Genomic DNA, 23,840 nt, shown 5'->3' with positions numbered 1-23,840 from the left:
AATGGTATATACCATTTATTTTTTCAGGGGGGTTACTCATGAGAGTGATTGGTGTTGGTGATAATGTAGTAGATAAATATGTTTACAAGCGAACGATGTATCCTGGTGGTAATGCATTGAACTTTAGTGTTTATGCAAAGCAATTGGGAGTGGAGGCAGCCTATCTTGGGGTGTTTGGTGATGATGCTGCAGCAAATCATATTATAAAAACTCTTAAAAGCTTAGAAATTGATCTAGCTCATTGTCGTCAGCATAAAGGTGAAAATGGATATGCTGCAGTTGATTTAGTAGACGGTGATCGAGTGTTTATTGGCGGTAATGATGGCGGCATTCAAAAAGATCATCCTGTTGTTCTTTTGGAGGATGACATCGAATATATCAAAACATTTGAAATAGCACATAGCAGCGTATATAGCGATATGGATGCTGAATTGCATAAAATCAAGGAAGCTGGTGTTCTCTTATCCTATGATTTTTCCAATGAATATACAGATCAGAAATTAAAAACGGTTTGTAAGGATGTTGATATTAGCTTGTTGTCATGCGGTCAACTGTCTGAGGAAGAAGTTAAAGCACTTCTAATTAAGGCCCATTCCTATGGAAGTAGATTAAGTATTGGTACGATGGGCTCGCGAGGATCAGTGGTATATGATGGGGAGAACTTTTACAAGCAGAAGCCACATTTTGTAAAGCCGGTTGATACATTAGGTGCAGGAGATTCCTTCTTTACGGCCTTTATCTTACATTATTTAAAAGGTAAAAAAGAGAAAACGATCATTTCTCAAGCTGACCTTATCAAAACAAGTCTTGAAAAAGGCGCTGAATTTGCAGCCAAAACATGTTTAGTAGATGGTGCATTTGGTCATGGACTAACTTATTAAAAACTCTCTTTTAGAGAGAAAAAATAAATCGTTTCATTCTGTAGGAGGTGGTCATTAAAACGGAATTAGTCTGACTTAGAAAACAAGAAATAGGGAGGGTCAATACATGAGAAAAATGACAAAGACGCTAGGAGTTGCCATGCTAATTTTTGTCCTTTTGCTTACGGGATGTTCTAATTCTTCATCAGGTGAAGCAGAAGGAAAAACAGTCTTGAAATTTTTGCACAAGTGGCCGCAGCCTGAATATGCTCCATATTTTGAAGAAGTAGTCAAGGAATTTGAGGAACAAAATCCTGATATTAAAATTGATATGGAAGCGATCGCAGACGAACCGATTAAAGATAAGCTACGGGTTATATTAGGTGGTAATGAAGTACCTGATATTATGTTTTCATGGTCAGGAGAGTTTGCAAGGAAATTTGTTCGTGCCGGGGCAGCCTTAGACTTAACTCCTTATCTAGAGGAAGATCCTGCATGGAAGGATAGCTTTATTTCAGCTTCACTACAACCATTTTCATCTGATGACAAAAACTATGGTATACCTCTTCGATTCAACGGCAAGTTCTTTGTATACAACAAGGAAATCTTCGATAAATACAATCTACAAGCACCTCAGACATGGGATGAATTTATGAATGTCCTAGAAACACTCAAACAAGGCGGAGAAACTCCAATTATTTTAGGTAACGAAAGTCCGTGGGCAGCGATTCACTATTTAACTGGTCTTAATCAGAAAATGGTCGCTCAGGATGTAAGAATGAATGATTATAATCCTCGTTCAGGAGAATTTACAGATCCAGGGTATGTAAAAGCAATGGAAATGTTTGCAGAATTAAACCAAAAGGGCTATTTAATGGACAATGTGAACTCTAGCTCACATGATATGGCAAAGCAGTATTTCTTTACAGGAGAAGGAGCCATGATGTATGTGGAGTTAGAGGAATTTCAAAATGTTGAAGATAGCTTGTCCGGAAACTGGGGCTTCTTCCAAATGCCAGCGATTTCAGAAGGAAAGGGTAATCAAAACTTTATAACGGGCGCACCAGATGGATTTATCGTTTCGTCTAAAACAGAGCATCCAGAGGAAGCGATCAAATTCTTAAAGTTTTTAACCAGTAAAGAAAATGCGATTAAACTGGCAGAACAAATTGGCTGGCCTAGTCCAATTGATGGAGCAACGAACCCAGATACTGCCTTGCAACAAGTCGTTGAGGGTGTTGATACGATGAAAAAAGCAGAAGGAATGGCAGAATGGCTTGATACAGATGTACACGCAAAGGTTGCTGATGTGTATTTATCCAATATCCAATTATTGTTAGATGGATCAAAATCACCTGAAGAAATTATAAAAGAAGTTCAGAAAGTAGCAAAAGAAGTTCAAAGTGAAGTGGAATAAAAGCTAAAGGGTAAGCAGTAGCCCTTACTGTTTACCCCCTCCTGGAGGGGACGTGATGAAAAATTATCGAAGTAGTCGAACAGCATTATTATACATTTTACCTGCATTGCTGATCGTCGTATGTATGGTGTTTTTACCGATCATTTTAAATCTTTACAATAGCTTTTTTCGATGGAATTCATTTGGTACAGAGAAGGTCTTTGTTGGTTTTGATTACTATCTAAGATTATTTAAAGATCCTGTGTTTTACACGGCATTAAAAAACAATGCCTTATATGCGATCATATCTCTCATTTTTCAAGTAGGCTTAGGAATTATTATTGCCGCCATTTTAGAAGATAAATTGATACGTAGATTTCAACCATTTTTCCGAACCGTCTTTTTTATCCCCTCTGTTATTTCGATAGCGGTAGTAGGATTGCTTTGGCAGCTTCTCTACAATCCAGAGGTAGGGCTTGTAAATGGAACATTAGAGGCAATTGGTCTCTCAGAATGGACTCATTCATGGCTAGGAGATAGTAAAACCGCGATTTATGCAGTCGTTGCCGTTTCTCAATGGCAATATACCGGTTATATGACGATGCTATTCTTAATTGCCATGCAAAAAATTCCAGATGAATATTATGAAGCAGCGATGATCGATGGGGCTTCTAGGATAAAATCTTTCTTTCACATCACATTGCCTCAAATACGAGAAATGATTCTTGTTGGAAGTGTGATTACTGTCATTGGAGCATTTAAGGTGTTTGATGAAGTGTACGTCATGACATTCGGAGGACCAGGGCGTTCAACTGAAGTACTGGGAACAATGCTTTATAGATCGGCTTTTCGAAATGACGAGATGGGCTACGCCTCTACGATTGGCACAGTTATATTTGTTATTACGTTAACCTTATCACTGATACAAATGAAAATTGGAAAAACAGGTAAGGAGGTGTAGTAACGACAATGACGATTAAAAATCGAATCTTTCAACTTGCTGTTATCGTATGGTTTGGAATTTTCTCTTTCGTTATTATCTTTCCCCTTATTTGGCTTTGTTTAAGTGGTCTTAAATCAAACAGAGATTTCTTTTTAAATACATGGTCTCTTCCTGAGGAATGGCTGTGGGGAAACTACAAAGCTGCTTGGGATGCAGGGGTAGGGGATTTTTTCTTTAATAGTGTTTTTGTAACAGTCGTATCCGTCACGATCATCTTACTTTTGGGGGCGATGGCTGCTTATGGATTAAGTCGTTTTCAGTTTAAAGGCCAAAACATGTTGCTTGTGATCATCCTTAGTGGATTAATGCTTGCTCCACAGGTAAGCTTATTACCACTTTATAAATTGCTCCAAGCAGTTGGTCTATATAATACGTATGGAGCCTTAATTCTACCATATGTAGCGTTTCAGCTACCATTTGCCATTTTTCTTATGAGGTCTTATTTCCTTTCCATTCCTAAGGAGCTGGAGGAATCAGCAATCATTGATGGCTGTAACAGCTGGAAGGTATTTTGGCATATTATTCTACCGATGGGGAAGCCCATTATCGCATCAGCTGCTCTTTTAACAGGGATGTTCGTATGGAATGAATTTATGTTTGCTCTTGTTTTTATAGAGGACTCAAGTCTTCGTACAATACCTGTTGGACTGATGAATTTACGAAGTCAACTAAATACAAACTTTGGTATACAGTTAGCGGGCTTGGCGATATCAGCGTTGCCAATGGTTATTGCTTATATCATGTTTCAAAAGCAATTTGTACGAGGCATTTCAGCAGGTGGGGTCAAGGGATGATAGAAAGGGAGTATCTATTACTCCTCTTCTATTCGCTTTCGTTATTGCAAAAAAGTACTACCTCAATTGGTATATACCAAAGTAAAAAATAATACTCTAAACTATGTGCATGAGAAGGAGGGATGTTATGACAAAAATGAAAAGATCGCAACTTACCGGAATGAATTTTCACTATCTACACTATCCGTTCGAGTATTTTTTAGATGCTATGGAAAAATATCAGTTTCAAAAAATTGAGGTTTGGGGCGCTGCACCACATTGTTATGTGGAGGATATGAATGGATCAGATATTCAACAAATCAAAAAAGAAATTGAAAGAAGATCACTAGAGGTTGTTTGTTTTACCCCAGAGCAGTGTATGTATCCAATTAATCTTGCCGCCAAAGAAACAGTAATGCGTGAAAGAAGCATCTCCTATTTTAAAAAGTCGATAGATGTAGCGAACCAATTAGAAGCTCCTATGGTTTTAGTAACAGCTGGTTGGGGCTATCGCAACGAAGGGAGAAGTGAGGCGCTTAAAAGAGCAAGAGATTCATTGGAAAAACTGACAGCTTATGCAGAAAAGAAAGGGATTTTATTGGCCCTTGAACCATTACAAAAGGTAGAGTCAAACTTAATTTGTACTTTAGCCGATTTAAAAGAAATGCTGAATTCCATTTCATCACCATTCTTAAGAGGAATGGTAGATACGATTCCTTTAGCTGTAGAGGAGGAGGAATTGAGTAGCTATTTTAAAGAGTTAAAAGATGACTTTGTTCATATCCACTTTATCGATGGAAATCCTACTGGGCACCTATCCTGGGGAGATGGTGTTCTGCCATTAGAAAACTATATGGCAACATTAGCAGAATATCATTACGAAGGGGCATTAACGCTAGAGTTTACGTCTGCTCATTATTTACAGAATCCAAATGCTGCTATTGAACAATCTTTACGGACATTAGATCCATACCTTAAATAGGTTAGCCTGCTACCTAAAAAAAGAGGGTTCCTTTTATGACATTTTGGAGGTCTTATCCAAGAAATCTGAAGGTTTTGTTGGTTGCCATGCTCATTAACTCAACAGGAATGGCATTTCTTTGGCCCTTACACACAATTTATATCACACATGGCATGAATCGTACATTATCTGAAGCAGGATTTGTCTTAATGCTCCATTCTGCAGCTGAAATTGTTGGTAGCTTTCTAGGAGGCTTTTTATTTGACCGATTCCGAGCAAAGAGAACGCTTCTTTACGGTGGGATATCTTCTGTCATTCTCCTCCTGTTTATTTCGGTAGGCTTATCATGGCCATGGTATATCACCGCCATGATTCTCTTAGGAGTAAGCATAGGTTCGCTCTTTCCTCCAATCTATGCACTTGCAGGCAATGTATGGGAAGAAGGGGGAAGTAAAAGCTTTCATCTTATCTACCTTATTTTAAATATTGGTGTTGCTGTAGGTACCGCATTAGGGGGAATCGTAGCAGGGTTTGATTTTCGCTATGTTTTTTGGGTAAATGCCCTCACCTATATCATTTTTCTTTTGATTGTCTTGAAGCTGCTTGATGAACCAAATCAAAACAATCAATCGACTAAAGAGCAGCATTCTCAGGACCAACAGCCTATCAAATTTTATAAATCAAATAATCTTTCAGCACTCATTCTCTTGTGCTTAGGATTTATGTTTTGCTGGGTTATTTACAACCAATGGCAAACAACGATATCCAGCTATATGCTTCAAATTGGCTTTACCCTAGCATCGTATAGCTTGATTTGGACAATAAATGGTGTCGTCATTATCTTGCTACAGCCAGTTATTCAATGGTATATGCTACGTAAAAACATTTCGTGGATGTGGCAATTAGCTGCTGGTGTGGTTTTCTACATGATCTCCTTTACGCTACTTTCACAAAGCAGTTTTTACCATAGCTTTCTGATCTCGATGGTGATTATGACAATAGGAGAAATTCTCATTTTCCCATTGGTTCCGGCGATTGCCGATTATTTAGCTCCGTCAGGTAAAAAAGGGATGTATCAAGGTATAGTGAATGGCTCAGCAAATGTTGGGCGCACGATTGGCCCATTGTTTGGTGGAATCGTATTTGATTCCTTTGGACCAACCGTCTTCCTCTTATCATGCGTAGGTATAGGTGGATTTGCATTGATTTGTTTTGTGACATATCAAAGGCTTCATTATATAAAGGCAATATCATTAAAAAACAAATAGATATGGAGGAATCATCATGTTGAAATTTGATAAAGATCAGTTTGTAGAATTAGTAGGGACAGTAGGACTTTCTAAAAGAGAAGAAATTGAGAATATTGTAGATGAGATTACAAATAAAGGGTTCAAAAACATCTTTCTAGTTGGCTCAGGCGGTACGATTGCGATGATGCTTCCATATGTATATATTTTCAAATCAAATTCATCGATTGAAGTGCATGCAGAAATTGCGGCTGAGCTTCTTGTTATGAATAACCGTCATCTTACAAAGGATTCTGTTTGTATCTTCGCTTCCGTAACAGGAACAACAAAGGAAACGGTAGCTGCTGCAGAATTTTGTAAAGAAAAAGGAGCAACAACGATTGGATTAGTTGCCTTACCAGATACACCACTAGGAGATGTTGTAGATTATCGAATTTCAACAGGACATGAAAAACATTCATTTGACACATTCTTTCTTCACCTACAATTAGTAACATTTCGTTTTATTCACAACCAAAATGAGTTTCCACAATATGAGAAGTTTGCAAACGAGCTTGCCGCCTTACCAGAAGCAATGGCTCAGGCAATGGAGGAATTTGATTCAAGAGCTGAGCAATTTGCGATCCGCCACAAAGATACTAAATATCATATGCTAGTAGGTGCAGGAAATCTGTGGGGTAATACGTATTCTTACGCCATGTGCATATTAGAGGAAATGCAGTGGATTAAATCAAAATCCATTCATGCAGCAGAATTTTTCCATGGCACACTAGAACTCGTAGAAGAAGATACAAGTATGATCATTTTTAAAGGAGAAGATGAAACTCGTCCGTTAGCTGAAAGAGTTGAACGTTTTGCAGAAAAAATTACGAATGAGCTCTTTATTCTTGATACAAAGGATTATGCACTACCAGGAATTAGTGAAGAATTCCGAAAGCATGTCGCAATCAATGTAAACTGGGCCCTAACAGGTCGAATTAGTGTCTATCTTGAGCGAGAAAGAGATCATTCGTTAGATATTAGAAGATACTACCGTAAAATGGACTATTAAGGAGGAGCATGGATGTTCAACTTTGATGTTGAAAGATTTTTGAACATACAAAACGGTGCACTGTCGCTACAGGATGAAATGAACCAAGCCATTGATGGGATTGTCGAGCAAGGAATTGATAATGTCTTTTTCGTTGGTACAGGTGGAGCAGCTATTTTAATGTTTGCGGCTGAGTATATCCTGAAAAATAATTCAACTTTGCCCGTTTATAATGAAATATCTTCAGAATTAATGCATATGAATCACAAGCATTTGACTGAAAAATCATTAGTGATTCTTCCTTCATTATCTGGTACAACAAAAGAAACGGTAGAAGTGGCAAGCTTTTGTAGGGAAAAGGGAGCAACAACGATTAGCCTGGTTGGTCATGCTAATACTCCTTTAGCCACCATGACCGATTACACATTTGTGAATTTTGCCGAAGACGATACATCCTGTGAATCGTTTTATATTCAATCCTATCTTATAGCTTTCAGGTTAATGTATAAACGGAATGAATTACCAGAGTATCATCGATTTGGTGAAGAAATGAAACAGCTACCAGCTGCACTATTGAAGGTAAAGAAAGCTACTGAAAACCGTGCTGCAGCTTTTGCGAGTAAACATAAAGAAACACCCTATCATATTCTTTCGGGAACTGGTGTAGACTGGGGTCAAACCTATTATTATGCTATGTGTATTCTAGAAGAAATGCAATGGATCAAAACCCGACCTGTTCATGCATCTGATTTTTTCCATGGGACACTAGAATTAGTAGAAGAAGATACAAGCATCATCCTCTTAAAAGGAGAAGACAAATCTCGAACGCTTACCGAACGGGTTCAACGATTTGCCGAGAACTATTCTAATGAGCTTACTGTATTTGATACGAAGGACTACGAACTAGAAGGAATCTCGTCAGAATTAAGACATTTAGTTTCTCCAATTGTGTTGGCCACTTTACTTGAACGAGTAAGCTGCCACCTTGAGAAGGAGCGAAATCATCCACTTACAACGAGAAGGTATTATAAGAAGGTTCCGTTTTAATAAGTAATTAGGTAAAACCTCACAAAGTTGTTATTTCAACTTGTGAGGTTTTTTTGGAATAGAAACTTTTTTAAATACAAGTAAAATAGTATTTTTACATCATGAGAAAGGCATTTTGTAAGAGGAGTTTATTTTGTCTAAATGCCACCACCACTGTTCAAATGGTATTTCAGTTGATTGATTAAATTTTGGTATATCTTCTGAAATGGGTAAGGTTATATAAACATGTTTTAACTAGGGACAATGGGTGACATTGCCCTATTTCACTGGCCTTATCAGGTGTTCTCTAAAATAATGTATAAAGGTTATAGAGAAGTAACCTTCCCACAGTCAATTTCTCAACGGTTGGAACATCATCCGGTGTCATTTCCGACGATCTAAAAACACATTGAATTTCAATTTGATCATTTTCGATAATGGCAGCAACAACTTTATTCGTTATTCATGATATGCCCCATACAAGTTTATTTCCCAATGATATAGGGTTTATCAGTAAAAAATACATATTTTTAGATAAATATTTATTGTAAAACGATAAAACTTGTGTTAAATTTCAACATGACAACAAAACAGTGAGGTGCTTTTTATGAAACGCGGATCAACATTCTTTTTAAAAACGGCTGTTATTTTTATGGGGATTCCTGTTCTTGCATTGTGTATCTTTTTATTACCTCAGATAGCTACTGAAGCAATCGAGCAAGTAAAAATGGGTTCTGAGTTGGCTTATATTGTATTTAGTATTTTATTTTTGATGTATTTATCGGCAATACCGTTTTACATAGCGTTGTATCAAGCTTTAAGGCTATTGAGTTATATTGATCAAAACCTAGCTTTTTCGGATTTATCTGTAAAATCTCTTAAGAAGATAAAAAAATGCGCCATCACCATAAGTGGTTTTTATGTGGTAAACCTACCATTTGTCTACATCATAGCCGAGTGGGACGACGCACCAGGCCTCATCTTAATCGGAATGGTCATTATTGGGGCATCAATGGTTATCGCAGTCTTTGCTGCCGTACTCCAAAGACTATTACAAGAAGCTATTCATATAAAATCAGAAAATGATTTAACGGTCTGAGGTGAACAACAATGGCAATTATTATAAATATTGATGTGATGTTAGCGAAAAGAAAAATGAGTGTTACGGAACTATCAGAGAGAGTAGGGATCACCATGGCGAACCTTTCTATATTGAAAAACGGAAAGGCCAAAGCGGTTCGCTTATCAACTTTAAATGCCATTTGTAAGGCATTAGAATGTCAACCCGGTGATATTTTAGAATACAAAAGTGACCAGGATAATGAGGAATAATAACAGGAGGTGGAAAATTTCAATGAAAATTCCTTTTCTCAATAGTAAACAATTAGAAAAACCCTTTAATAATCTAGAAGAAGATACATTAAACCTTCATACGCCAGACCATGTTGCGATCATTATGGACGGAAACGGACGTTGGGCGGGAAATCGTGGAATGCCACGAGTAGCAGGTCATAAAGAAGGAGTATCAACTGTCGTTAAAATCGTTAAGATTGCAGTCAAATGCAAGGTGAAGGTTTTAACACTTTATACATTTTCCACGGAAAACTGGAAACGACCAAAGGTAGAGGTAGACTCATTATTAAGGCTTCCAAAGGAGTTTTTGTCTATATATCTACCAGAGCTTATAGCTAATAATGTACGCATTGAGGCAATCGGTGATATGGACAATCTCCCAGCACATACACGTGAAGCCGTTCAGTATGCGATTGACCGCACAAAGGATAATGACGGGCTTCAGCTGAATATTGCGCTCAACTATGGTAGTAGACACGAGATTTTAAAAGCTATGAAAAAAATGTTCACAGATCTAAACGATGAAAAATTATCATTCGATGAGCTGGATGAGCAGCAGTTTTCAAAATATCTCTATACAACCGGTCTAAAAGATCCTGATCTTCTTATTCGAACAGGAGGGGAAAAGCGCCTAAGTAATTTCCTGCTCTGGCAGTTAGCCTACACAGAGTTTTGGTTTACAGATGTTCTTTGGCCGGATTTTTCTGAGGATGAATTTCTACAAGCCTTAAAAGAATACGGGCAACGAAAAAGACGGTATGGCGGAATATAAGGCAGTGAATGCCGAGTAGGAAATAATTGCGATTACTGTTGCACGCTTCTGCCTTTAATACCAAGACCACACTTAAATGAGTAAAAAGGATCATTAGTCTGCTATAGACTGATGATCCTTTTTATATATCAAATATGAAAAATCATTCATTCAGATGCTTCTATCTCATAACCACAAAGAATATACATAAGCAAAAACGGAAGGGGAAAACGATATGGAGCCACTATCTGAAAAAAATAAGAAGTTACAGCTAGATAAACTCATTTTTCCGCCCTTTAGAACAGAAACAAATATCCCTCGAAATGACCTGCCGATCTACTCAGCTGAAACTCCTCATATGCCACCCTTTTCTCCTTATCGACCGATCAAACCATATCCAACGTATCCTTCGTACCAGCAAATAACTGAAATTTTACAGAAAAAAACTAAGGGGGATTAGGTATGGCATGGAAAAGCAGCAGAGAGGATCTGAACGTTTATACACAAGGTGAAATTGATCGATGGGTGTATTCGACCTGTAATATATGCTCCAACGGCTGTGGTTGCTTTGTGGCAGTAAAAGACGACCAAATCGTAGGCATAAAAGGAAATAAGCAATATCCCACTAATCAAGGAAGACTAGGACCTAAGGGAGAAAATCAATGGTGGGCCAATAACAGTACAGATCGATTAACGAGCCCACTTATTCGTAATAAGCAAGGGGTGTTAGTAAAAGCCTCCTGGGATGACGCTTTAGCTCTATTAGTTGAAAAAACAACGGAGCTCGTCCGTCATGTTGGCCCCAAAAGCCTCGGCTTTTATCATACCGGACAGGCATATTTAGAAGAATATTATACGATTGCCAAAGTAATGAAGGCAGGCTTAGGTATGCATAACATCGATGCTAATACCCGTCTTTGTACGGCTACCGCCGAGTGGTCGCTTATTCAATCGTTTGGTTCAGACGGACCTCCAGCCTGCATGGAGGACATTGATCGTACAGAAGTGATTGTCATTATTGGTCTTAATATGAGCGAAACGAATACAGTTATGTGGGAAAGAGTTCTCGAAGCTAAAAGAAATAATGGCACGAAGCTAATTGTCATTGATCCGCGTCAGACTCTTACGCAGCGTTTTGCTGATTTATCTCTCTATCCTAAAAGTGGAACGAATGTTGCTTTACTAAATGGTATCATTCACTTACTCATTACTCATGGTTGGATTAATAGTAGCTTTATTGAAAAACACACAATTGGTTTTGATAGCTTAAGAAATACAGTCGTAGCATACCGACCGGAAGTAGTAGAGAGCATTACAGGTGTATCAAAAGAAGAGCTATACGAGTGTGCAAGATTAATAGGTACATCGCAGTCGACCTTGACACTTCTGTTACAAGGAGTTTATCAAAGCATGGATGCTACTCCGGCTGCCACTTTAGTCAATTCGATGCACTTGATTATGGGAAAAATAGGTAAACCTGGTTCCGGTCCGTTTCAGCAGGACGGACAGCCAAGTGCCATGTCTAACCGAGAAGTAGGTGGTGCCGCGTTTTATCCAGGCTACCGTAACTCTTCCAACCCTAATCATATACGAGAAATGGAGGAGTTGTGGAATCTTCCGTACGGTACACTTCCTGTTGGTCCTGTCACTCATATCATGAACATGCTAGAACTCATAGAAAACGGAACGATCCAAATGATGTGGGTTATGGCAACAAATCCAGTCGTGACCCTGCCGAATCGTGACCGGGTCATCAAGCTGTTAAAAAAAGTATTTCTCGTTGTCCAAGATCCGTTCTTAAGTGAAACAGCAGAACTAGCCGATCTCGTACTACCAACAGCTCTTTGGGGTGAAAAGGAAGGGACGATGACGAATTTAGAGCGAAGGGTAAATGTACTCAGAAAGGCTGTTCCAGCTCCGAGCGGACTGCCATCAGATTTTGAATTACTGCTAGAGTTTTCCAGACGAATGAATCTTAGAGAGCGACACGGGAAACCTCTAATAACTTACCAAACTCCTGAAGAAGCATTTAATGAATGGAAGCTTATCTCAAAGGGGCGTCCCTGTGATATGTCGGGCATGACTTATGAGAAAATGGAGGAGCTTGGCGGTATCCAATGGCCGTGTAATGAGCATTATCCACTAGGAAAAAAGCGTTTGTATACGGATGGTCATTTTCATACAAATGTGGATGATGCTCACTCATATGGAAAATTACTAGAAACAGGGAGAGCAAGAACGAGAAAAGAGTTTAAAGATCTAGAAGCTAATGGGCGAGCTATCCTTTACGGATTTCATTGGACTCCCGCACCAGAGCATCCTAATGAAGAATATCCATTTTCCTTAAACAACGGTCGATTAGTATATCACTGGCATACACGAACGAAAACAGGGAGAGCACCAATTTTACAAATGGCAGCCCCAGAAGCGTATGCAGAAATTCACCCTATTGACGCTAAAACACTATCATTAGAAACAGGTGACTATGTTAGAATTACGACCAAACGAGGTTCAATTAGCGTACTTGCAAGAATTGTAGACTCGGTCATGCCAGGTTCCGTGTTCATCCCGTTTCATTATGGAGCATTAACGGAGGAAGAAGCTGCTAATATCCTTACGGTCGATATCTGGGATCAAGTATCCAAGCAGCCGCGATTTAAAGCTGGCGCCTGTAAAGTTGAAAAACTACTAGAAAAGAAATAAGGAGTGATTTCATGAAAACTCATTTACAAAAGCTCGAACAAAAAAGCTATGAAGCCAACACAAAACTCTATCATCACTTTACAGAAATAAGAGAGCCAAACGCGATCGCCCGCCGGCTCTCTCTTCTATTAACCGAAATGCAGCAATATGCCAGAGCATCGATTAATGTCCACCAAAATAAACCTGAACAAAAAGAGTTCCTTTCCATCCTCTACCGAAACGCCGACGAAACAAATGAAATGTACACTATGCTCCAAAACGTTTCACCTATAAATCTAGAAGTGGTGATCAATTCGATCAGTGATATACTAGTAAAATTAGTTTCAAATATAGTGGAGGAATATGGAAGAGAAGAAACACTGTTTATTATAACACCTCGATTTCAGCAGTTGTCTAATGTGTGGAGGTAATAAAAAACTTTAGAGGAATCATAGTTTACATATTCTGTTCGAGTTGAAATTCTTAAACGTAGAAAACAAGTATGTGAAATTATATTTTGTTCAGACTAGAGGAATACCCTCAATCCATACTTTATAGTTGAAAAATTTAATTAGATTTCACTCATCAGTTTCTCAACTGCGGGAACATCAGCTGGTGCCCATTTCAAAGACTCAAGATTTTCTCTTTTCAACCATAGAAGAGTTGAATGCTCACTAGGTGTTGGTGTTCCATCAACTATTCTACATTTAATCGCAATTAAATTGATAATAAAGGTTTCATATTCATGTATATTGTCATGAAACAAATCTACTGTTTCAATCTTACAGTTTAGCTCCTCTTTAATCTCTCTCACTAAAGCAGAATAAATGTCTTCGTCTTTTTCAACTTTTCCACCTGGAAACTCCCACATATTTGGCATAGCCATTTCCGGTGATCTTAAAGCACAAAGAATTTCCTTTTTCTCATTTTCAATGATTGCAGCAACAACTTTAACCGTTTTTTTCATGATTGCCCCCAACTAATGGATTTACAAGATTATCATAGCATTTCAACTTTTATTTAAAAAGTTTATGAAAATGAATTTTTGATAACTTTTTAAATATATCAGAACAAATGTTCCTATTTGTGGTAAAATATCGATATAATCATGGGTGGTAATCTTTACCCAACATAAAAAGGAGTATGATGCTTATGTAATAATTTATTTAATCTGAAGTAGTAAACAAAAGCTGACAAATTTATATTATAATATCAGGTAGAGGTGATATTATGGATGAAAAAATTCTTAACCTACTCACTGAAATGAACAAAGATTTAAAGAATATGAAATTAGATATGACTCAATTTAAAACTGACGTGAACAAAGATTTAAAGAGTTTAAAAATAGATATGACACAATTCAAAACTGAAATGCACAATCGTTTTGACAAGATTGATGCAAAACTTGATGGTGTTGGTAGTCAGTTTGAATTAACAAACGAGCAAAGAATGAATGAATATGAATTTATTGCTGACAAAGTTAATAAACTAGAGAAGGAAATTTATTTTCTTAAAACTAAGAATAATAATTAACGATAGAAAATTTAAATAGAACATAAAAGCGATGGGTGTATGAATAGCCAGCTCGGTTTTCGAGTACAAAAACTTAATCCGAATACAAATTAGCAGTCCAATTCACAAAATGAATTGGACTGAATCTTTTTGTTACTTATCAAAATTTTTGCACCATACCTCGAATTCCTTCCAACAAGATGTCAAAAGTTAGTGTTACTAAATTAATTAGGATTCATGTCCTGAAAGTGGTAGGGCTTTGAATATTTAAGTTAGAAAATTTAGTAGAAAGGTTATTCACTGTTGATTTTATCTTGGAGATTAGGAATTGATAGGCGGAGAAATTCCGTTTAAGGTATATAGTAGGTGCTTAAATTGCCGATATAAGCGGAAATATTCCGGTTAACTTCTATATATTAAGCTAAATTTAGAGATTAGTTTCATATAAGCGGAAAAACTCCCCTTATTTTGTGAGGAATGTTGATTTTTCCCGATTTAAACGGAATTTTTACGTTTATTTTTCAAATTTTAGCGAAAAAACACAAGTACCAAGTGCAAAATACTTGGAGACACAATTCCAAGCGCTTTTACTAATCAAATAGTCGGTTAATTTAAGTGTTAATTTGATTAGTCCGGTTATTTCTAATTTAGTACTTCAAAACCGAACCCGTTAAAGTATGACCCCTCGTTTTAATTCTCATAATCAGTATGATTGTCAAAACAAAAGGAGCGCTGTAAAAATGAATACATATATTTTTGACGTCGATGATACACTTTACGACCAAGCACAATCTTTTCATAAAACGGTAAGGAAGCTGCTTCAAGTAGCTTTATCAGATGAGGAAATCGATCAATTATATAAAGCTAGTCGAAAATATAGTGAGATCTTATTCGATAAAAGTGAAGCCGGTGAAATTTCTCATTTTGAATGGCAAACCGGTCGAATAATTGCTGCCTGTAAGGACTTTAACATTCCGATTGATACGGAAAAGGCGGCTATTTTTCATGAAACATATGTTGCTGAACAAAATAATATTACACTGTTTCCGGAAGTTGAAGAATTACTGAATCTTCTTTACAGAGATGGGAAACGGCTTGGGATTCTTACGAACGGTGAAGAAAAACATCAAGCCATGAAAATTGACCAGCTCGGTCTTAATCGCTGGATACCTGCAGAAAAGACGTTTATTTCTGGAAGTATTGGTCATGCGAAACCTAAACGGGAAGTGTTTGAGTTTATTGAACAGAAAATGGATCTTGATCAAAGCAAAACGGTATATATCGGGGACAATTTTGAAAAGGATATTATTGGAGCAAAGCAAGCAGGCTGGCAGGCGATCTGGATGAATCATCGAAAAAAGGGGTTACCAGCAGATGCTCCCTATAAGCCCGATTATGAGGTACATAGTGCTAAAGAGCTGTTACATTTGTTTAGTGAAAATTCGTGATTTACACGGAAATGTTTATGAACCAGCTATGAACTAAACAACATATCAATTCGCTAATATATTCACTTCGTTTTTCTTATAAGGAGAAGAGCGAGGTGTTTTTTTGTTTAGGAAGTACACTTTTTTAAAAAACTCAATTGCTAAATAAAATAATATACTCTTATTCTAGTGTTGGCTTGAGCATCTGATTTGTCTTAAAATAGGTTTTATAAACTAAAGAATAAAAGAGGAACAAACATGAAAAAACTACAAGAGTTTTCAAAACAATACCAAGAGGAAATGAATTGGCAAATTAAAACGGATGATTATGAAAGAACAAAGTCATCACTATTAAATAATTACATGCTACTAACGACAGAAGTTGCAGAAATAGCGGAGGAATTACGCAAAGCCTTCAATTTGACAAATACAATGATCAATGATGGAATGCCAGAAGATCAAGCGTTCGAGATAGCGAAAGCCAGTATAAAAAAGGAACTAGGGAAAGAATTTGCTGATTGTCTTGCATACATCACGAAGTTTGCAAATTACTTTGAAATTGATTTAGAGGAAAGCTTTTATCTGAAGATGGAAGAAGTTCAAAAGAGAAAAAATAAAGACGTTGCTATTGTGAAAAAATAATCACTTGTGCTTATTCTCGGGTTCAGTACATTGTTATCATAGGAGAAATTAAAAAATCATTTGTAAAAATACAAGAATAAAGGTGCTAGATATGAAAATATTACTTGTCGAGGATGATAAATCAATTGCAATGGGCTTGGATTACTCATTAAAACAAGAAGGATATGAAACGATTGTTTGCTATGATACTGAGCAGGCGAAAAATGTAATTGAAAAGCAATTAAATGAGGTAGATTTGTTTTTGTTTGATTTGTCCTTACCAGATGGAAGTGGTTACGAGCTATGTGAGTTAGTGAAGAAACGGGGAGATAAGCCTGTAATCTTTTTGACTGCTTTGGATGATGAAGTGAATGTGGTGATGGGACTTGATATGGGGGCGGATGATTATATAACAAAGCCGTTCCGTATTCGTGAGTTATTCTCTCGAATTCGATCCGTGCTTCGCCGTTACAATAAGCAATCAACAACGCAAGCAAAAAATATATTTGAAATCGAAACTATTCGGATCAATACACTAGAAGGAAAGGTGTACAAAAACGGGGAGGAAGTGCTCCTTACTGCGTTGGAATACCGCCTTCTTTTGATCTTTGCAAATCATATTGGACAGGTTCTTACCAGAGCACAGCTGCTTGATCGAATTTGGGATGTTGTAGGTGACTTTGTGAATGATAATACATTGACGGTTTACATAAAAAGATTACGTGAAAAGCTAGAGGACGAGCCGCAAAACCCAACCATTATCAAGACAGTACGTGGCATGGGCTATAAGGTTGGTGACTAGGATGTTACGAAACAAAGAAATTCAATTTTTTCTCCTTGCTTTAGTAGCAATAATGTTACTGGCAACAATCGCTACTTTTTTCCTGCTTTCAGGACTAGCAGCAACGATGGTTTTTCTAACCTCTGTCCTACTAATTGGCTGTAGTTTATTTTTTACAAAATGGAGATACAGGGAAATTGAAAAGCTATCGGGCTATTTACGTAAAATTTCAAGCGGTGACTATAGTCTGGATGTTCGTGATAATTATGAAGGTGAACTTAGTATTTTAAAAAGTGATATTTATAAAGTAACGTTGATGCTGTCTGAGCATCACTCGTTGTTACAACAAGATAAAGTGAAGCTAACGAATGCCATTTCAGATATTTCTCACCAGCTAAAAACGCCATTAACTTCGATGATGGTCATGGCAGATCTTTTAGGTGACACGAAGCTTGATGAAGCAAAGCGAGAAGAGTTCACGAATAACATTCGCGTGCAGCTTGAACGAATTGAATGGCTTGTATCCTCTTTATTAAAGCTTTCAAAAATTGACGCGGGAACCGTTCCTTTTAAAAAGGATCCTATTTTTATTGCTGAAATAGTAGAACAAGCTATTCAACCTGTTTTAGTGCCAATGGATATTAAGCAACAAACTCTTAACGTAACGGATGATAAAGAAGTATCCTTTATTGGTGATTTCAACTGGACAACAGAGGCGATCATCAATATTTTGAAAAACTGTGTGGAGCATACACAGGAGGGTGGAGAAATTTCCATATCGTTTACAGAAAATGCACTATTTACGGAATTGATACTCTCTGATAATGGCAAGGGTATTCCAAAAGAAGATTTACCTTATATTTTCAAACGTTTTTACAGAGGGAAAAATGCAGGAGAAGATAGTGTCGGCATAGGACTAGCAATGGCACACAGTATTATCAAAAGTCAACATGGTGACATTGAAGTAAAAAGCGAAATCGGAAAAGGAACAACATTCATCATTAAGTTTTATAAACAAGTCATTTAGAGGGACGGAGGGTCAGGTTCCGTGTCCCAAAGGGACAACGAACCTGACCCTCCGTCCCAATGTGAATAAATTGTCACTTTGCTAGTCACTTTATTGTCATATTAGGCAGATAAACTAACAGTAAGATGAAAATATGGAGGAAATCATAATGAATATTTTACAAATTGAAAATCTGTCTAAGGTCTATGGCAAAGGAGACACAGCAGTTAAAGCACTAGATAATGTATCGTTTTCTGTGAAAAAAGGGGAGTTTGTCGCAATTATTGGTCCATCAGGATCTGGGAAGTCAACTCTACTTCATCTTCTTGGTGGTGTTGATCGGCCATCTAGCGGAAAGGTATTAATAGATAATACCGATATCTATAGCTTAAATGAAACACAATTAGCGATTTTTAGAAGACGACAAATCGGACTTATTTATCAGTTTTACAATTTGATTCCGATTTTAACAGTTGAAGAGAATATTACCCTCCCAATGTTATTAGATGAGCATAAGGTCGATCCAGAGCATTTAAAGAAGATTATTGCTACATTAGGGTTAGAAAATCGCTTAAACCATTTACCAAATCAGCTTTCTGGTGGTCAGCAGCAGAGGGTTTCCATAGGACGTGCTTTAATTAGTAATCCTGCAATTATGCTAGCGGATGAGCCTACTGGAAATTTAGATAGCAAAAACAGCGGTGAAATTATTGAGCTTTTAAAAATGTTCAATAAAACGTATAACCAAACATTAATTGTGATTACACATGATGAACGTATTGCCTTACAAGCTGATCGTGTGATTTCAATTGAGGACGGAAGGATCGCAAAGGATGAGGTGATCCGTCCATGAACATTATCAACAAATTAACAATTCGGCATCTCAAGGAAAATAAACGCAGAACACTCGTAACCATTATTGGAGTCATCATTTCAGTGGCCATGATTTCAGCCGTTGCAACCCTAAGTGTTTCTTTTTTAGATTTGACCATTAGGGAAAATATCTCACAAAATGGTGAATGGCATGTTAAATATAAAGATGTGAATGCAAAACAACTTGAAGCCATTGAAAAGGATAATGAAACTGAAAAGGTCATGTTATCTAGAGATCTTGGATATGCACACTTTCCAGATTCTAAAAATGAAAGCAAGCCCTATTTGTTTATAAAAGAATATAACGCAACTGCATTCAAGCAGTTTCCGATTGAGTTATCGGAAGGGCGTTTACCAAAAGCTGAAAACGAAGTAGTGATTTCAGAAGAAATTGAAAAGAATGCGAGTGTACAATATAAGATTGGAGACCAGCTCTCTCTTGATATCGGAAATCGTGTTACTCACAATCAAGAAGAGGGTCTTGACCAGTCTTATAGCTTGACGATAGATGAAAATGGAGTAGCTGAAGAACTCAAGATAAAATCAACAGAAACGTTTACCATCGTTGGTAAGATTAAACGTCCCAAATGGGAAAATTCATTAGCACCTGGCTACACCATCATAAGCTATGTTGATAAAGATGTAGTGAGCAATGCTGATAAAGCTGATGCAATTGTTGTGCTAAAGAAGGTCAAAGGCTCACTTTTTAAACATGCAGAAAAACTTGCCGAGCAACAAGGTATTGAATTTATTAGCTATAATACGGAATTGCTTCGCTTTTATGGTGTAACGAAGAATGAAGGATTATTTATTACATTATTCTCTCTTGCAGGAATAATCATGGCTGTTATTATAGTTGGTTCAGTGGCACTCATTTATAATGCGTTTGCCATTAGTGTTTCAGAACGTTCAAGACATTTAGGTATGCTTGCGAGTGTTGGGGCAACTAAAAAACAAAAGCGAAACTCTGTATTTTTTGAAGGAGCAATCATTGGGGCCATTAGTATTCCACTTGGCTTTCTTTCAGGTATTGGCGGGATGGCCGTCACATTTGCTTTTATTAACTCATATCTACACGACGCGCTTAATACGTCTGTAAAACTAAAGGTAATAGTTACACCGGCTTCGATACTAGTTGCTTGTGTTGTTTCTATCTTAACGATTTTCATCTCAACTTATCTTCCAGCAAAAAGAGCATCAAAAGTGTCAGCAATCGATGCACTTCGTCAAACACAGGATGTAAAATTAACACGAAAAGCTGTCAAAACATCAAAGTTTGTTCGTAAACTATTTGGAATAGAAGCAGAAATTGGTCTTAAAAACCTAAAACGAAATAAACGAAGATATCAAGCAACCGTGTTTTCTTTAGTGATTAGTATTGTCCTGTTTTTAGCTGTGTCATTTTTTACAGATAATATTAAAAAGTCACTTGAACTGTCTCAACATGATATTAGCTATGATATTCAGGTATATGGATCTGGGGTTGATTCGGAGGACCTAGCACCACTGGCAAACCTTGACTATGTTACTGATTCGATTTTGCTAAATGATGTGAGTGTAAATGCTATGATTCCTGTAGAAATGGCTTCAAAAGAAATACAGAAGCTAGCAAAAGAAGATGATTCTGTTGTAAAGGATGGAAAATACCCTTATTACGCAACGTTACATGGATTAGATCAAGAAAGTTTTAAAGAATTCGCCAACAGTATCGAGGCAGATGTTGAAAAACTTGATAATCCCAACGATCCTAGTGCCATTATTATTGAAAAGATAAAATACGAAGATGCTGAATCTGGAAAATTGATTGAAGAAAAGACCATTCATGGTGAAATTGGACAAATGGTAGATTTGCATACCTTTGATTATGAAGGAAATGGAGATCAGCAATTTTTGAATAGTATTAAGATCGGTGCGTTAACGGATCAAGTTCCAATGGGTGTTCAAACGGCTAGTTTAGGTGGACTTGATATCATTGTCACACAAGAAACGCTAGACAATCTTATTCGTTCTAATAAGCAACTACAGAGCGAAATGAATCCATACTTGTATCTGAATTCATCTGATCCACTTGGCACTCAGAAAGCATTGGATGAAGCTATTTCATCTAATATGTATGTTTATAACGTATTTGAAAGAAGGCAAGAACAAGAGCAAATGGTCCTTATGCTGTCAGTATTCACATACGGATTTATCACATTAATCTCGTTAATATCGATTGCAAATATTTTTAATACGATCTCAACAAGCATTACACTTCGAAAACGTGAATTTGCCATGCTACGTTCAGTCGGTATGACACCAAAAGGCTTTAATAAAATGATAAACTACGAAAGTATTTTCTATGGAATAAAATCATTAACATACGGACTCCCAATCAGCGGCATAGTCATGTATTTGATGTACCTAGGACTACGCCAAACCTTCGAATACGGCTTTGCAGTCCCTTGGATGAGCGTAGCCTTTGTCATCGTCATCATATTCGTCATCGTTGGATTAGCCATGCTCTACAGCATCCAAAAAATCAAAAAAGAAAATATTATTGATGGATTGAAGCAGGAGAGTATTTAGTAGGGGAAGGTGGTGCCTGTCACTTCCCGAATTTTGTCGAAAATTCTAGAATCTAATATAAAAAAGGCTGTAGATAAATTCGAGTTTATCTACAGCCTAATTTTTATTCACTCACATGTATCAACATTTCTGGCTTATTCCAAACCTTCAATACTCATCTCCTTAACTGGCAAGAAGCTTTCACCTGTATCTAGATAGGAAATGTTCACTGAATCATTTTCCTGTAAGTAAATAGCCAATGGATAATTTTCTGATGATATCACGAAATTTTTGCCATTGTCTAACAAAAATGAAGTCGTCGTGAAATCCCCCGCTTTTTCTTTGTAAACACGTACAACCTTGCCTGTTACTGTTTTTTCTTCAGCTTTAGAGGTACCATCTACAGAGCTTCCACCTTTTTGTAGAGCTACTTTATATTGCTTTAGCGCTTGATTAGGTGTTGCTGCATAGACAGATATTTCTGGGTTAGCAGCAGAAACAATGAAGTAGTTTTGTAAAAAGCCGTTAGAATCCAAAACAGGTGTTAACCAGCTAGCTTCTCCATAAAAATTATATAAAACCGGCATTTCGCCATGCCATTTTTTCTCGATAAATTTCTTTTCGATAATTTGAAGCGCACCTTGGGAATCCATATACGATGCTTCTAGATTTCCAGTATAATAGGTTGCCTTTCCTGTTCTAGAATTGGTAAGGGAGTACCCCAGCATAGAATCTACGCCTTCTTTAGGGCTAGTAAAGTCAGTAAAATAATACATGTCACCATCTTCATTAAATATTGGACTTACATTTGCTTCCGTTCCTTCATCAGAAGGTAGCTTCACATCAGATTTACCAAAAATACTATTCCAAAACCCATGTATATAATTTCCATAATAGCTGTTCTGTAAGCTCACAGCTTCAGGAGAAACAGCTCCATCAATAAAAGAGGGTACTTCAGCTAGCTTATAATCCTTTGTTTCCCCACTCTTAGGATCAACCATGACAATTCCATCAGCCTCGAAACCATTACGAGCTGAAACAAATTGACCATAGGTACGGATATAGAATGGTTTGCCATCTTCGTCAATTTCTAATTGAACATCACCATAAAAAATATGCTTAGGATAGTTCATTCTTATATGACGTTCAACATTTTTATTAAGATAAGAGGATGGTGTATAGATCATCTCAGATTTGACAAACTTTGGATTATCGGAAGAATCAGTGGCACTTAAAGTAAAGTAACCAGGTGTTTCATCACCATTCAACCATTTAAAAAATCCTGAGAACTCAACTGGTGCAATATAAACAAATTCTCCATTTACTTTTTGTACCTGTAGATTTCCAAGTTCATAATAACTTGTATTCGGTACTTGACCAAACGACTTTTTCATTTTGTTTCTAGCAAACTGGGGTGGAACGCTAGCAGGGGTTTTATTTTCATCAAATGCTTTAATTTCCACTAATTCTTCCATCTCTACATATTCGAATTTTTCATCCGCATTAAAAACTGGTGCCACAAGTAGATAAATGCCAAATACAAGACTTGCTAAGAAAACAAGACCCTTTAGTAGCTTTTCCTTTCCTGTTGCAAGGATCATACCTAATCCAGAAACAAGGATGAGAAAAAACCATAATGAAGAAATATTACGATCTAAATTAGTAAAATAGTAAACCGCAAACATTGCGATCATAATAATCATAGAAAAGATGATAAGTACCCGTACGCTTGGCTTATTTTTAGCCGATTTTTTATCTTTTTTTGCCTGCTTTTGTTTTGTAAAAGGAATCATGAAAACGACTGTTAAAAGTCCAATAATAAGAGAAAAGACAAGGATGTTAACCATAGTGTCTCCTTTCGATGTGTTTTTTTGGAATGGTTATATACTTAATACGGTTAAGTATAATGGAAGGTTTCATTTTTTATGGTGTTTATATACTAGATAAAGAAGTACATAGTGTTGTAGAAGAGTAAGAGTAGTTAATCGTTG

Annotated in this window: 23 protein-coding genes; 21 read left to right on the top strand and 2 right to left on the bottom strand. The window is 37.0% G+C overall.

Annotated elements, in window-relative coordinates:
* Positions 1–38 precede the first annotated feature (38 nt).
* From ACEWK1_RS20610 to ACEWK1_RS20545, 14 genes are all read left to right on the top strand, one after another.
* Positions 39–881 (top strand): fructoselysine 6-kinase, encoded by an 843-nt coding sequence (locus ACEWK1_RS20610; RefSeq protein ID WP_212135090.1) that lies wholly within the window; start codon positions 39–41, stop codon positions 879–881.
* Positions 882–987: 106 nt separating this feature from the next.
* On the top strand, positions 988–2,277 hold the full coding sequence (locus ACEWK1_RS20605; protein WP_212135089.1) for an ABC transporter substrate-binding protein: 1,290 nt from the start codon (positions 988–990) through the stop codon (positions 2,275–2,277).
* Positions 2,278–2,332: 55 nt separating this feature from the next.
* Positions 2,333–3,217, top strand: coding sequence for a carbohydrate ABC transporter permease (locus ACEWK1_RS20600; protein WP_121661923.1), 885 nt, complete (start codon positions 2,333–2,335; stop codon positions 3,215–3,217).
* Between the two features lie 8 nt (positions 3,218–3,225).
* Positions 3,226–4,053, top strand: coding sequence for a carbohydrate ABC transporter permease (locus ACEWK1_RS20595; RefSeq protein ID WP_212135087.1), 828 nt, complete (start codon positions 3,226–3,228; stop codon positions 4,051–4,053).
* 127 nt (positions 4,054–4,180) lie between these two features.
* Complete coding sequence (locus ACEWK1_RS20590; protein WP_212135086.1) at positions 4,181–5,014, top strand: TIM barrel protein; 834 nt, start codon at positions 4,181–4,183, stop codon at positions 5,012–5,014.
* Between the two features lie 35 nt (positions 5,015–5,049).
* On the top strand, positions 5,050–6,261 hold the full coding sequence (locus ACEWK1_RS20585; protein WP_212135085.1) for an MDR family MFS transporter: 1,212 nt from the start codon (positions 5,050–5,052) through the stop codon (positions 6,259–6,261).
* Between the two features lie 16 nt (positions 6,262–6,277).
* On the top strand, positions 6,278–7,291 hold the full coding sequence (locus ACEWK1_RS20580; protein ID WP_212135084.1) for an SIS domain-containing protein: 1,014 nt from the start codon (positions 6,278–6,280) through the stop codon (positions 7,289–7,291).
* Positions 7,292–7,303: 12 nt separating this feature from the next.
* On the top strand, positions 7,304–8,317 hold the full coding sequence (locus tag ACEWK1_RS20575) for an SIS domain-containing protein (protein WP_212135083.1): 1,014 nt from the start codon (positions 7,304–7,306) through the stop codon (positions 8,315–8,317).
* Between the two features lie 586 nt (positions 8,318–8,903).
* Entirely contained in the window at positions 8,904–9,395 is a 492-nt protein-coding gene (locus ACEWK1_RS20570) for a DUF2975 domain-containing protein (RefSeq protein WP_212135082.1), read from the top strand.
* An 11-nt stretch (positions 9,396–9,406) separates the two neighbouring features.
* Positions 9,407–9,628 (top strand): helix-turn-helix domain-containing protein, encoded by a 222-nt coding sequence (locus ACEWK1_RS20565; RefSeq protein WP_121661916.1) that lies wholly within the window; start codon positions 9,407–9,409, stop codon positions 9,626–9,628.
* A gap of 16 nt (positions 9,629–9,644) precedes the next feature.
* Complete coding sequence (locus tag ACEWK1_RS20560; RefSeq protein WP_232273932.1) at positions 9,645–10,421, top strand: isoprenyl transferase; 777 nt, start codon at positions 9,645–9,647, stop codon at positions 10,419–10,421.
* A gap of 214 nt (positions 10,422–10,635) precedes the next feature.
* Complete coding sequence (locus ACEWK1_RS20555) at positions 10,636–10,860, top strand: hypothetical protein (protein ID WP_212135080.1); 225 nt, start codon at positions 10,636–10,638, stop codon at positions 10,858–10,860.
* Positions 10,861–10,862: 2 nt separating this feature from the next.
* Complete coding sequence (locus tag ACEWK1_RS20550) at positions 10,863–13,103, top strand: molybdopterin oxidoreductase family protein (RefSeq protein ID WP_212135079.1); 2,241 nt, start codon at positions 10,863–10,865, stop codon at positions 13,101–13,103.
* A gap of 11 nt (positions 13,104–13,114) precedes the next feature.
* Entirely contained in the window at positions 13,115–13,513 is a 399-nt protein-coding gene (locus ACEWK1_RS20545; protein WP_212135078.1) for a hypothetical protein, read from the top strand.
* A gap of 140 nt (positions 13,514–13,653) precedes the next feature.
* Here the strand turns inward: ACEWK1_RS20545 and ACEWK1_RS20540 are convergent, their stop codons facing one another.
* Complete coding sequence (locus ACEWK1_RS20540) at positions 13,654–14,049, bottom strand: (deoxy)nucleoside triphosphate pyrophosphohydrolase (protein ID WP_212135077.1); 396 nt, start codon at positions 14,047–14,049, stop codon at positions 13,654–13,656.
* Between the two features lie 263 nt (positions 14,050–14,312).
* Here ACEWK1_RS20540 and ACEWK1_RS20535 point away from each other — a divergent pair, with 263 nt between their 5' ends.
* The 7 genes from ACEWK1_RS20535 (at position 14,313) to ACEWK1_RS20505 (ending at position 21,870) form a co-directional block, all read left to right on the top strand.
* Positions 14,313–14,615, top strand: coding sequence for a hypothetical protein (locus ACEWK1_RS20535; RefSeq protein WP_121661911.1), 303 nt, complete (start codon positions 14,313–14,315; stop codon positions 14,613–14,615).
* 719 nt (positions 14,616–15,334) lie between these two features.
* A complete protein-coding gene (locus tag ACEWK1_RS20530; protein WP_212135076.1) occupies positions 15,335–16,042 on the top strand; it encodes an HAD family hydrolase in 708 nt (235 codons plus the stop codon).
* Between the two features lie 237 nt (positions 16,043–16,279).
* A complete protein-coding gene (locus ACEWK1_RS20525; protein WP_212135075.1) occupies positions 16,280–16,663 on the top strand; it encodes a MazG nucleotide pyrophosphohydrolase domain-containing protein in 384 nt (127 codons plus the stop codon).
* A gap of 91 nt (positions 16,664–16,754) precedes the next feature.
* Positions 16,755–17,444 (top strand): response regulator transcription factor, encoded by a 690-nt coding sequence (locus ACEWK1_RS20520; protein WP_212135074.1) that lies wholly within the window; start codon positions 16,755–16,757, stop codon positions 17,442–17,444.
* A 1-nt stretch (position 17,445) separates the two neighbouring features.
* A complete protein-coding gene (locus ACEWK1_RS20515; RefSeq protein WP_212135072.1) occupies positions 17,446–18,450 on the top strand; it encodes a sensor histidine kinase in 1,005 nt (334 codons plus the stop codon).
* Between the two features lie 148 nt (positions 18,451–18,598).
* The gene (locus ACEWK1_RS20510) at positions 18,599–19,282 is read left to right on the top strand and encodes an ABC transporter ATP-binding protein (RefSeq protein WP_212135070.1); all 684 of its coding nucleotides are present in this window, start codon (positions 18,599–18,601) and stop codon (positions 19,280–19,282) included.
* Positions 19,279–21,870, top strand: a complete 2,592-nt coding sequence (locus ACEWK1_RS20505; protein WP_212135068.1) for an ABC transporter permease — start codon at positions 19,279–19,281, stop codon at positions 21,868–21,870. The genes ACEWK1_RS20510 and ACEWK1_RS20505 overlap by 4 nt, the downstream gene beginning before the upstream one ends.
* A 134-nt stretch (positions 21,871–22,004) precedes the next feature.
* Here the strand turns inward: ACEWK1_RS20505 and ACEWK1_RS20500 are convergent, their stop codons facing one another.
* The gene (locus ACEWK1_RS20500; protein WP_212135066.1) at positions 22,005–23,696 is read right to left on the bottom strand and encodes a hypothetical protein; all 1,692 of its coding nucleotides are present in this window, start codon (positions 23,694–23,696) and stop codon (positions 22,005–22,007) included.
* Between the last annotated feature and the right edge of the window lie 144 nt (positions 23,697–23,840).

The sequence above is a fragment of the Metabacillus sp. YM-086 genome (genome assembly GCF_048059995.1).
GTDB lineage: Bacteria > Bacillota > Bacilli > Bacillales > Bacillaceae > Metabacillus > Metabacillus litoralis_B.
This window is presented reverse-complemented; position numbering and strand designations above follow the sequence as displayed.

Bases quoted from the DNA above. Each gene is read 5' to 3' on its own strand.
- ACEWK1_RS20610 (WP_212135090.1), top strand. From the start codon at position 39: ATGAGAGTGATTGGTGTTGGTGATAATGTAGTAGATAAATATGTTTAC.
- ACEWK1_RS20605 (WP_212135089.1), top strand. From the start codon at position 988: ATGAGAAAAATGACAAAGACGCTAGGAGTTGCCATGCTAATTTTTGTC.
- ACEWK1_RS20600 (WP_121661923.1), top strand. From the start codon at position 2,333: ATGAAAAATTATCGAAGTAGTCGAACAGCATTATTATACATTTTACCT.
- ACEWK1_RS20595 (WP_212135087.1), top strand. From the start codon at position 3,226: ATGACGATTAAAAATCGAATCTTTCAACTTGCTGTTATCGTATGGTTT.
- ACEWK1_RS20590 (WP_212135086.1), top strand. From the start codon at position 4,181: ATGACAAAAATGAAAAGATCGCAACTTACCGGAATGAATTTTCACTAT.
- ACEWK1_RS20585 (WP_212135085.1), top strand. From the start codon at position 5,050: ATGACATTTTGGAGGTCTTATCCAAGAAATCTGAAGGTTTTGTTGGTT.
- ACEWK1_RS20580 (WP_212135084.1), top strand. From the start codon at position 6,278: ATGTTGAAATTTGATAAAGATCAGTTTGTAGAATTAGTAGGGACAGTA.
- ACEWK1_RS20575 (WP_212135083.1), top strand. From the start codon at position 7,304: ATGTTCAACTTTGATGTTGAAAGATTTTTGAACATACAAAACGGTGCA.
- ACEWK1_RS20570 (WP_212135082.1), top strand. From the start codon at position 8,904: ATGAAACGCGGATCAACATTCTTTTTAAAAACGGCTGTTATTTTTATG.
- ACEWK1_RS20565 (WP_121661916.1), top strand. From the start codon at position 9,407: ATGGCAATTATTATAAATATTGATGTGATGTTAGCGAAAAGAAAAATG.
- ACEWK1_RS20555 (WP_212135080.1), top strand. From the start codon at position 10,636: ATGGAGCCACTATCTGAAAAAAATAAGAAGTTACAGCTAGATAAACTC.
- ACEWK1_RS20550 (WP_212135079.1), top strand. From the start codon at position 10,863: ATGGCATGGAAAAGCAGCAGAGAGGATCTGAACGTTTATACACAAGGT.
- ACEWK1_RS20545 (WP_212135078.1), top strand. From the start codon at position 13,115: ATGAAAACTCATTTACAAAAGCTCGAACAAAAAAGCTATGAAGCCAAC.
- ACEWK1_RS20540 (WP_212135077.1), bottom strand. From the start codon at position 14,049: ATGAAAAAAACGGTTAAAGTTGTTGCTGCAATCATTGAAAATGAGAAA.
- ACEWK1_RS20535 (WP_121661911.1), top strand. From the start codon at position 14,313: ATGGATGAAAAAATTCTTAACCTACTCACTGAAATGAACAAAGATTTA.
- ACEWK1_RS20530 (WP_212135076.1), top strand. From the start codon at position 15,335: ATGAATACATATATTTTTGACGTCGATGATACACTTTACGACCAAGCA.
- ACEWK1_RS20525 (WP_212135075.1), top strand. From the start codon at position 16,280: ATGAAAAAACTACAAGAGTTTTCAAAACAATACCAAGAGGAAATGAAT.
- ACEWK1_RS20520 (WP_212135074.1), top strand. From the start codon at position 16,755: ATGAAAATATTACTTGTCGAGGATGATAAATCAATTGCAATGGGCTTG.
- ACEWK1_RS20515 (WP_212135072.1), top strand. From the start codon at position 17,446: ATGTTACGAAACAAAGAAATTCAATTTTTTCTCCTTGCTTTAGTAGCA.
- ACEWK1_RS20510 (WP_212135070.1), top strand. From the start codon at position 18,599: ATGAATATTTTACAAATTGAAAATCTGTCTAAGGTCTATGGCAAAGGA.
- ACEWK1_RS20505 (WP_212135068.1), top strand. From the start codon at position 19,279: ATGAACATTATCAACAAATTAACAATTCGGCATCTCAAGGAAAATAAA.
- ACEWK1_RS20500 (WP_212135066.1), bottom strand. From the start codon at position 23,696: ATGGTTAACATCCTTGTCTTTTCTCTTATTATTGGACTTTTAACAGTC.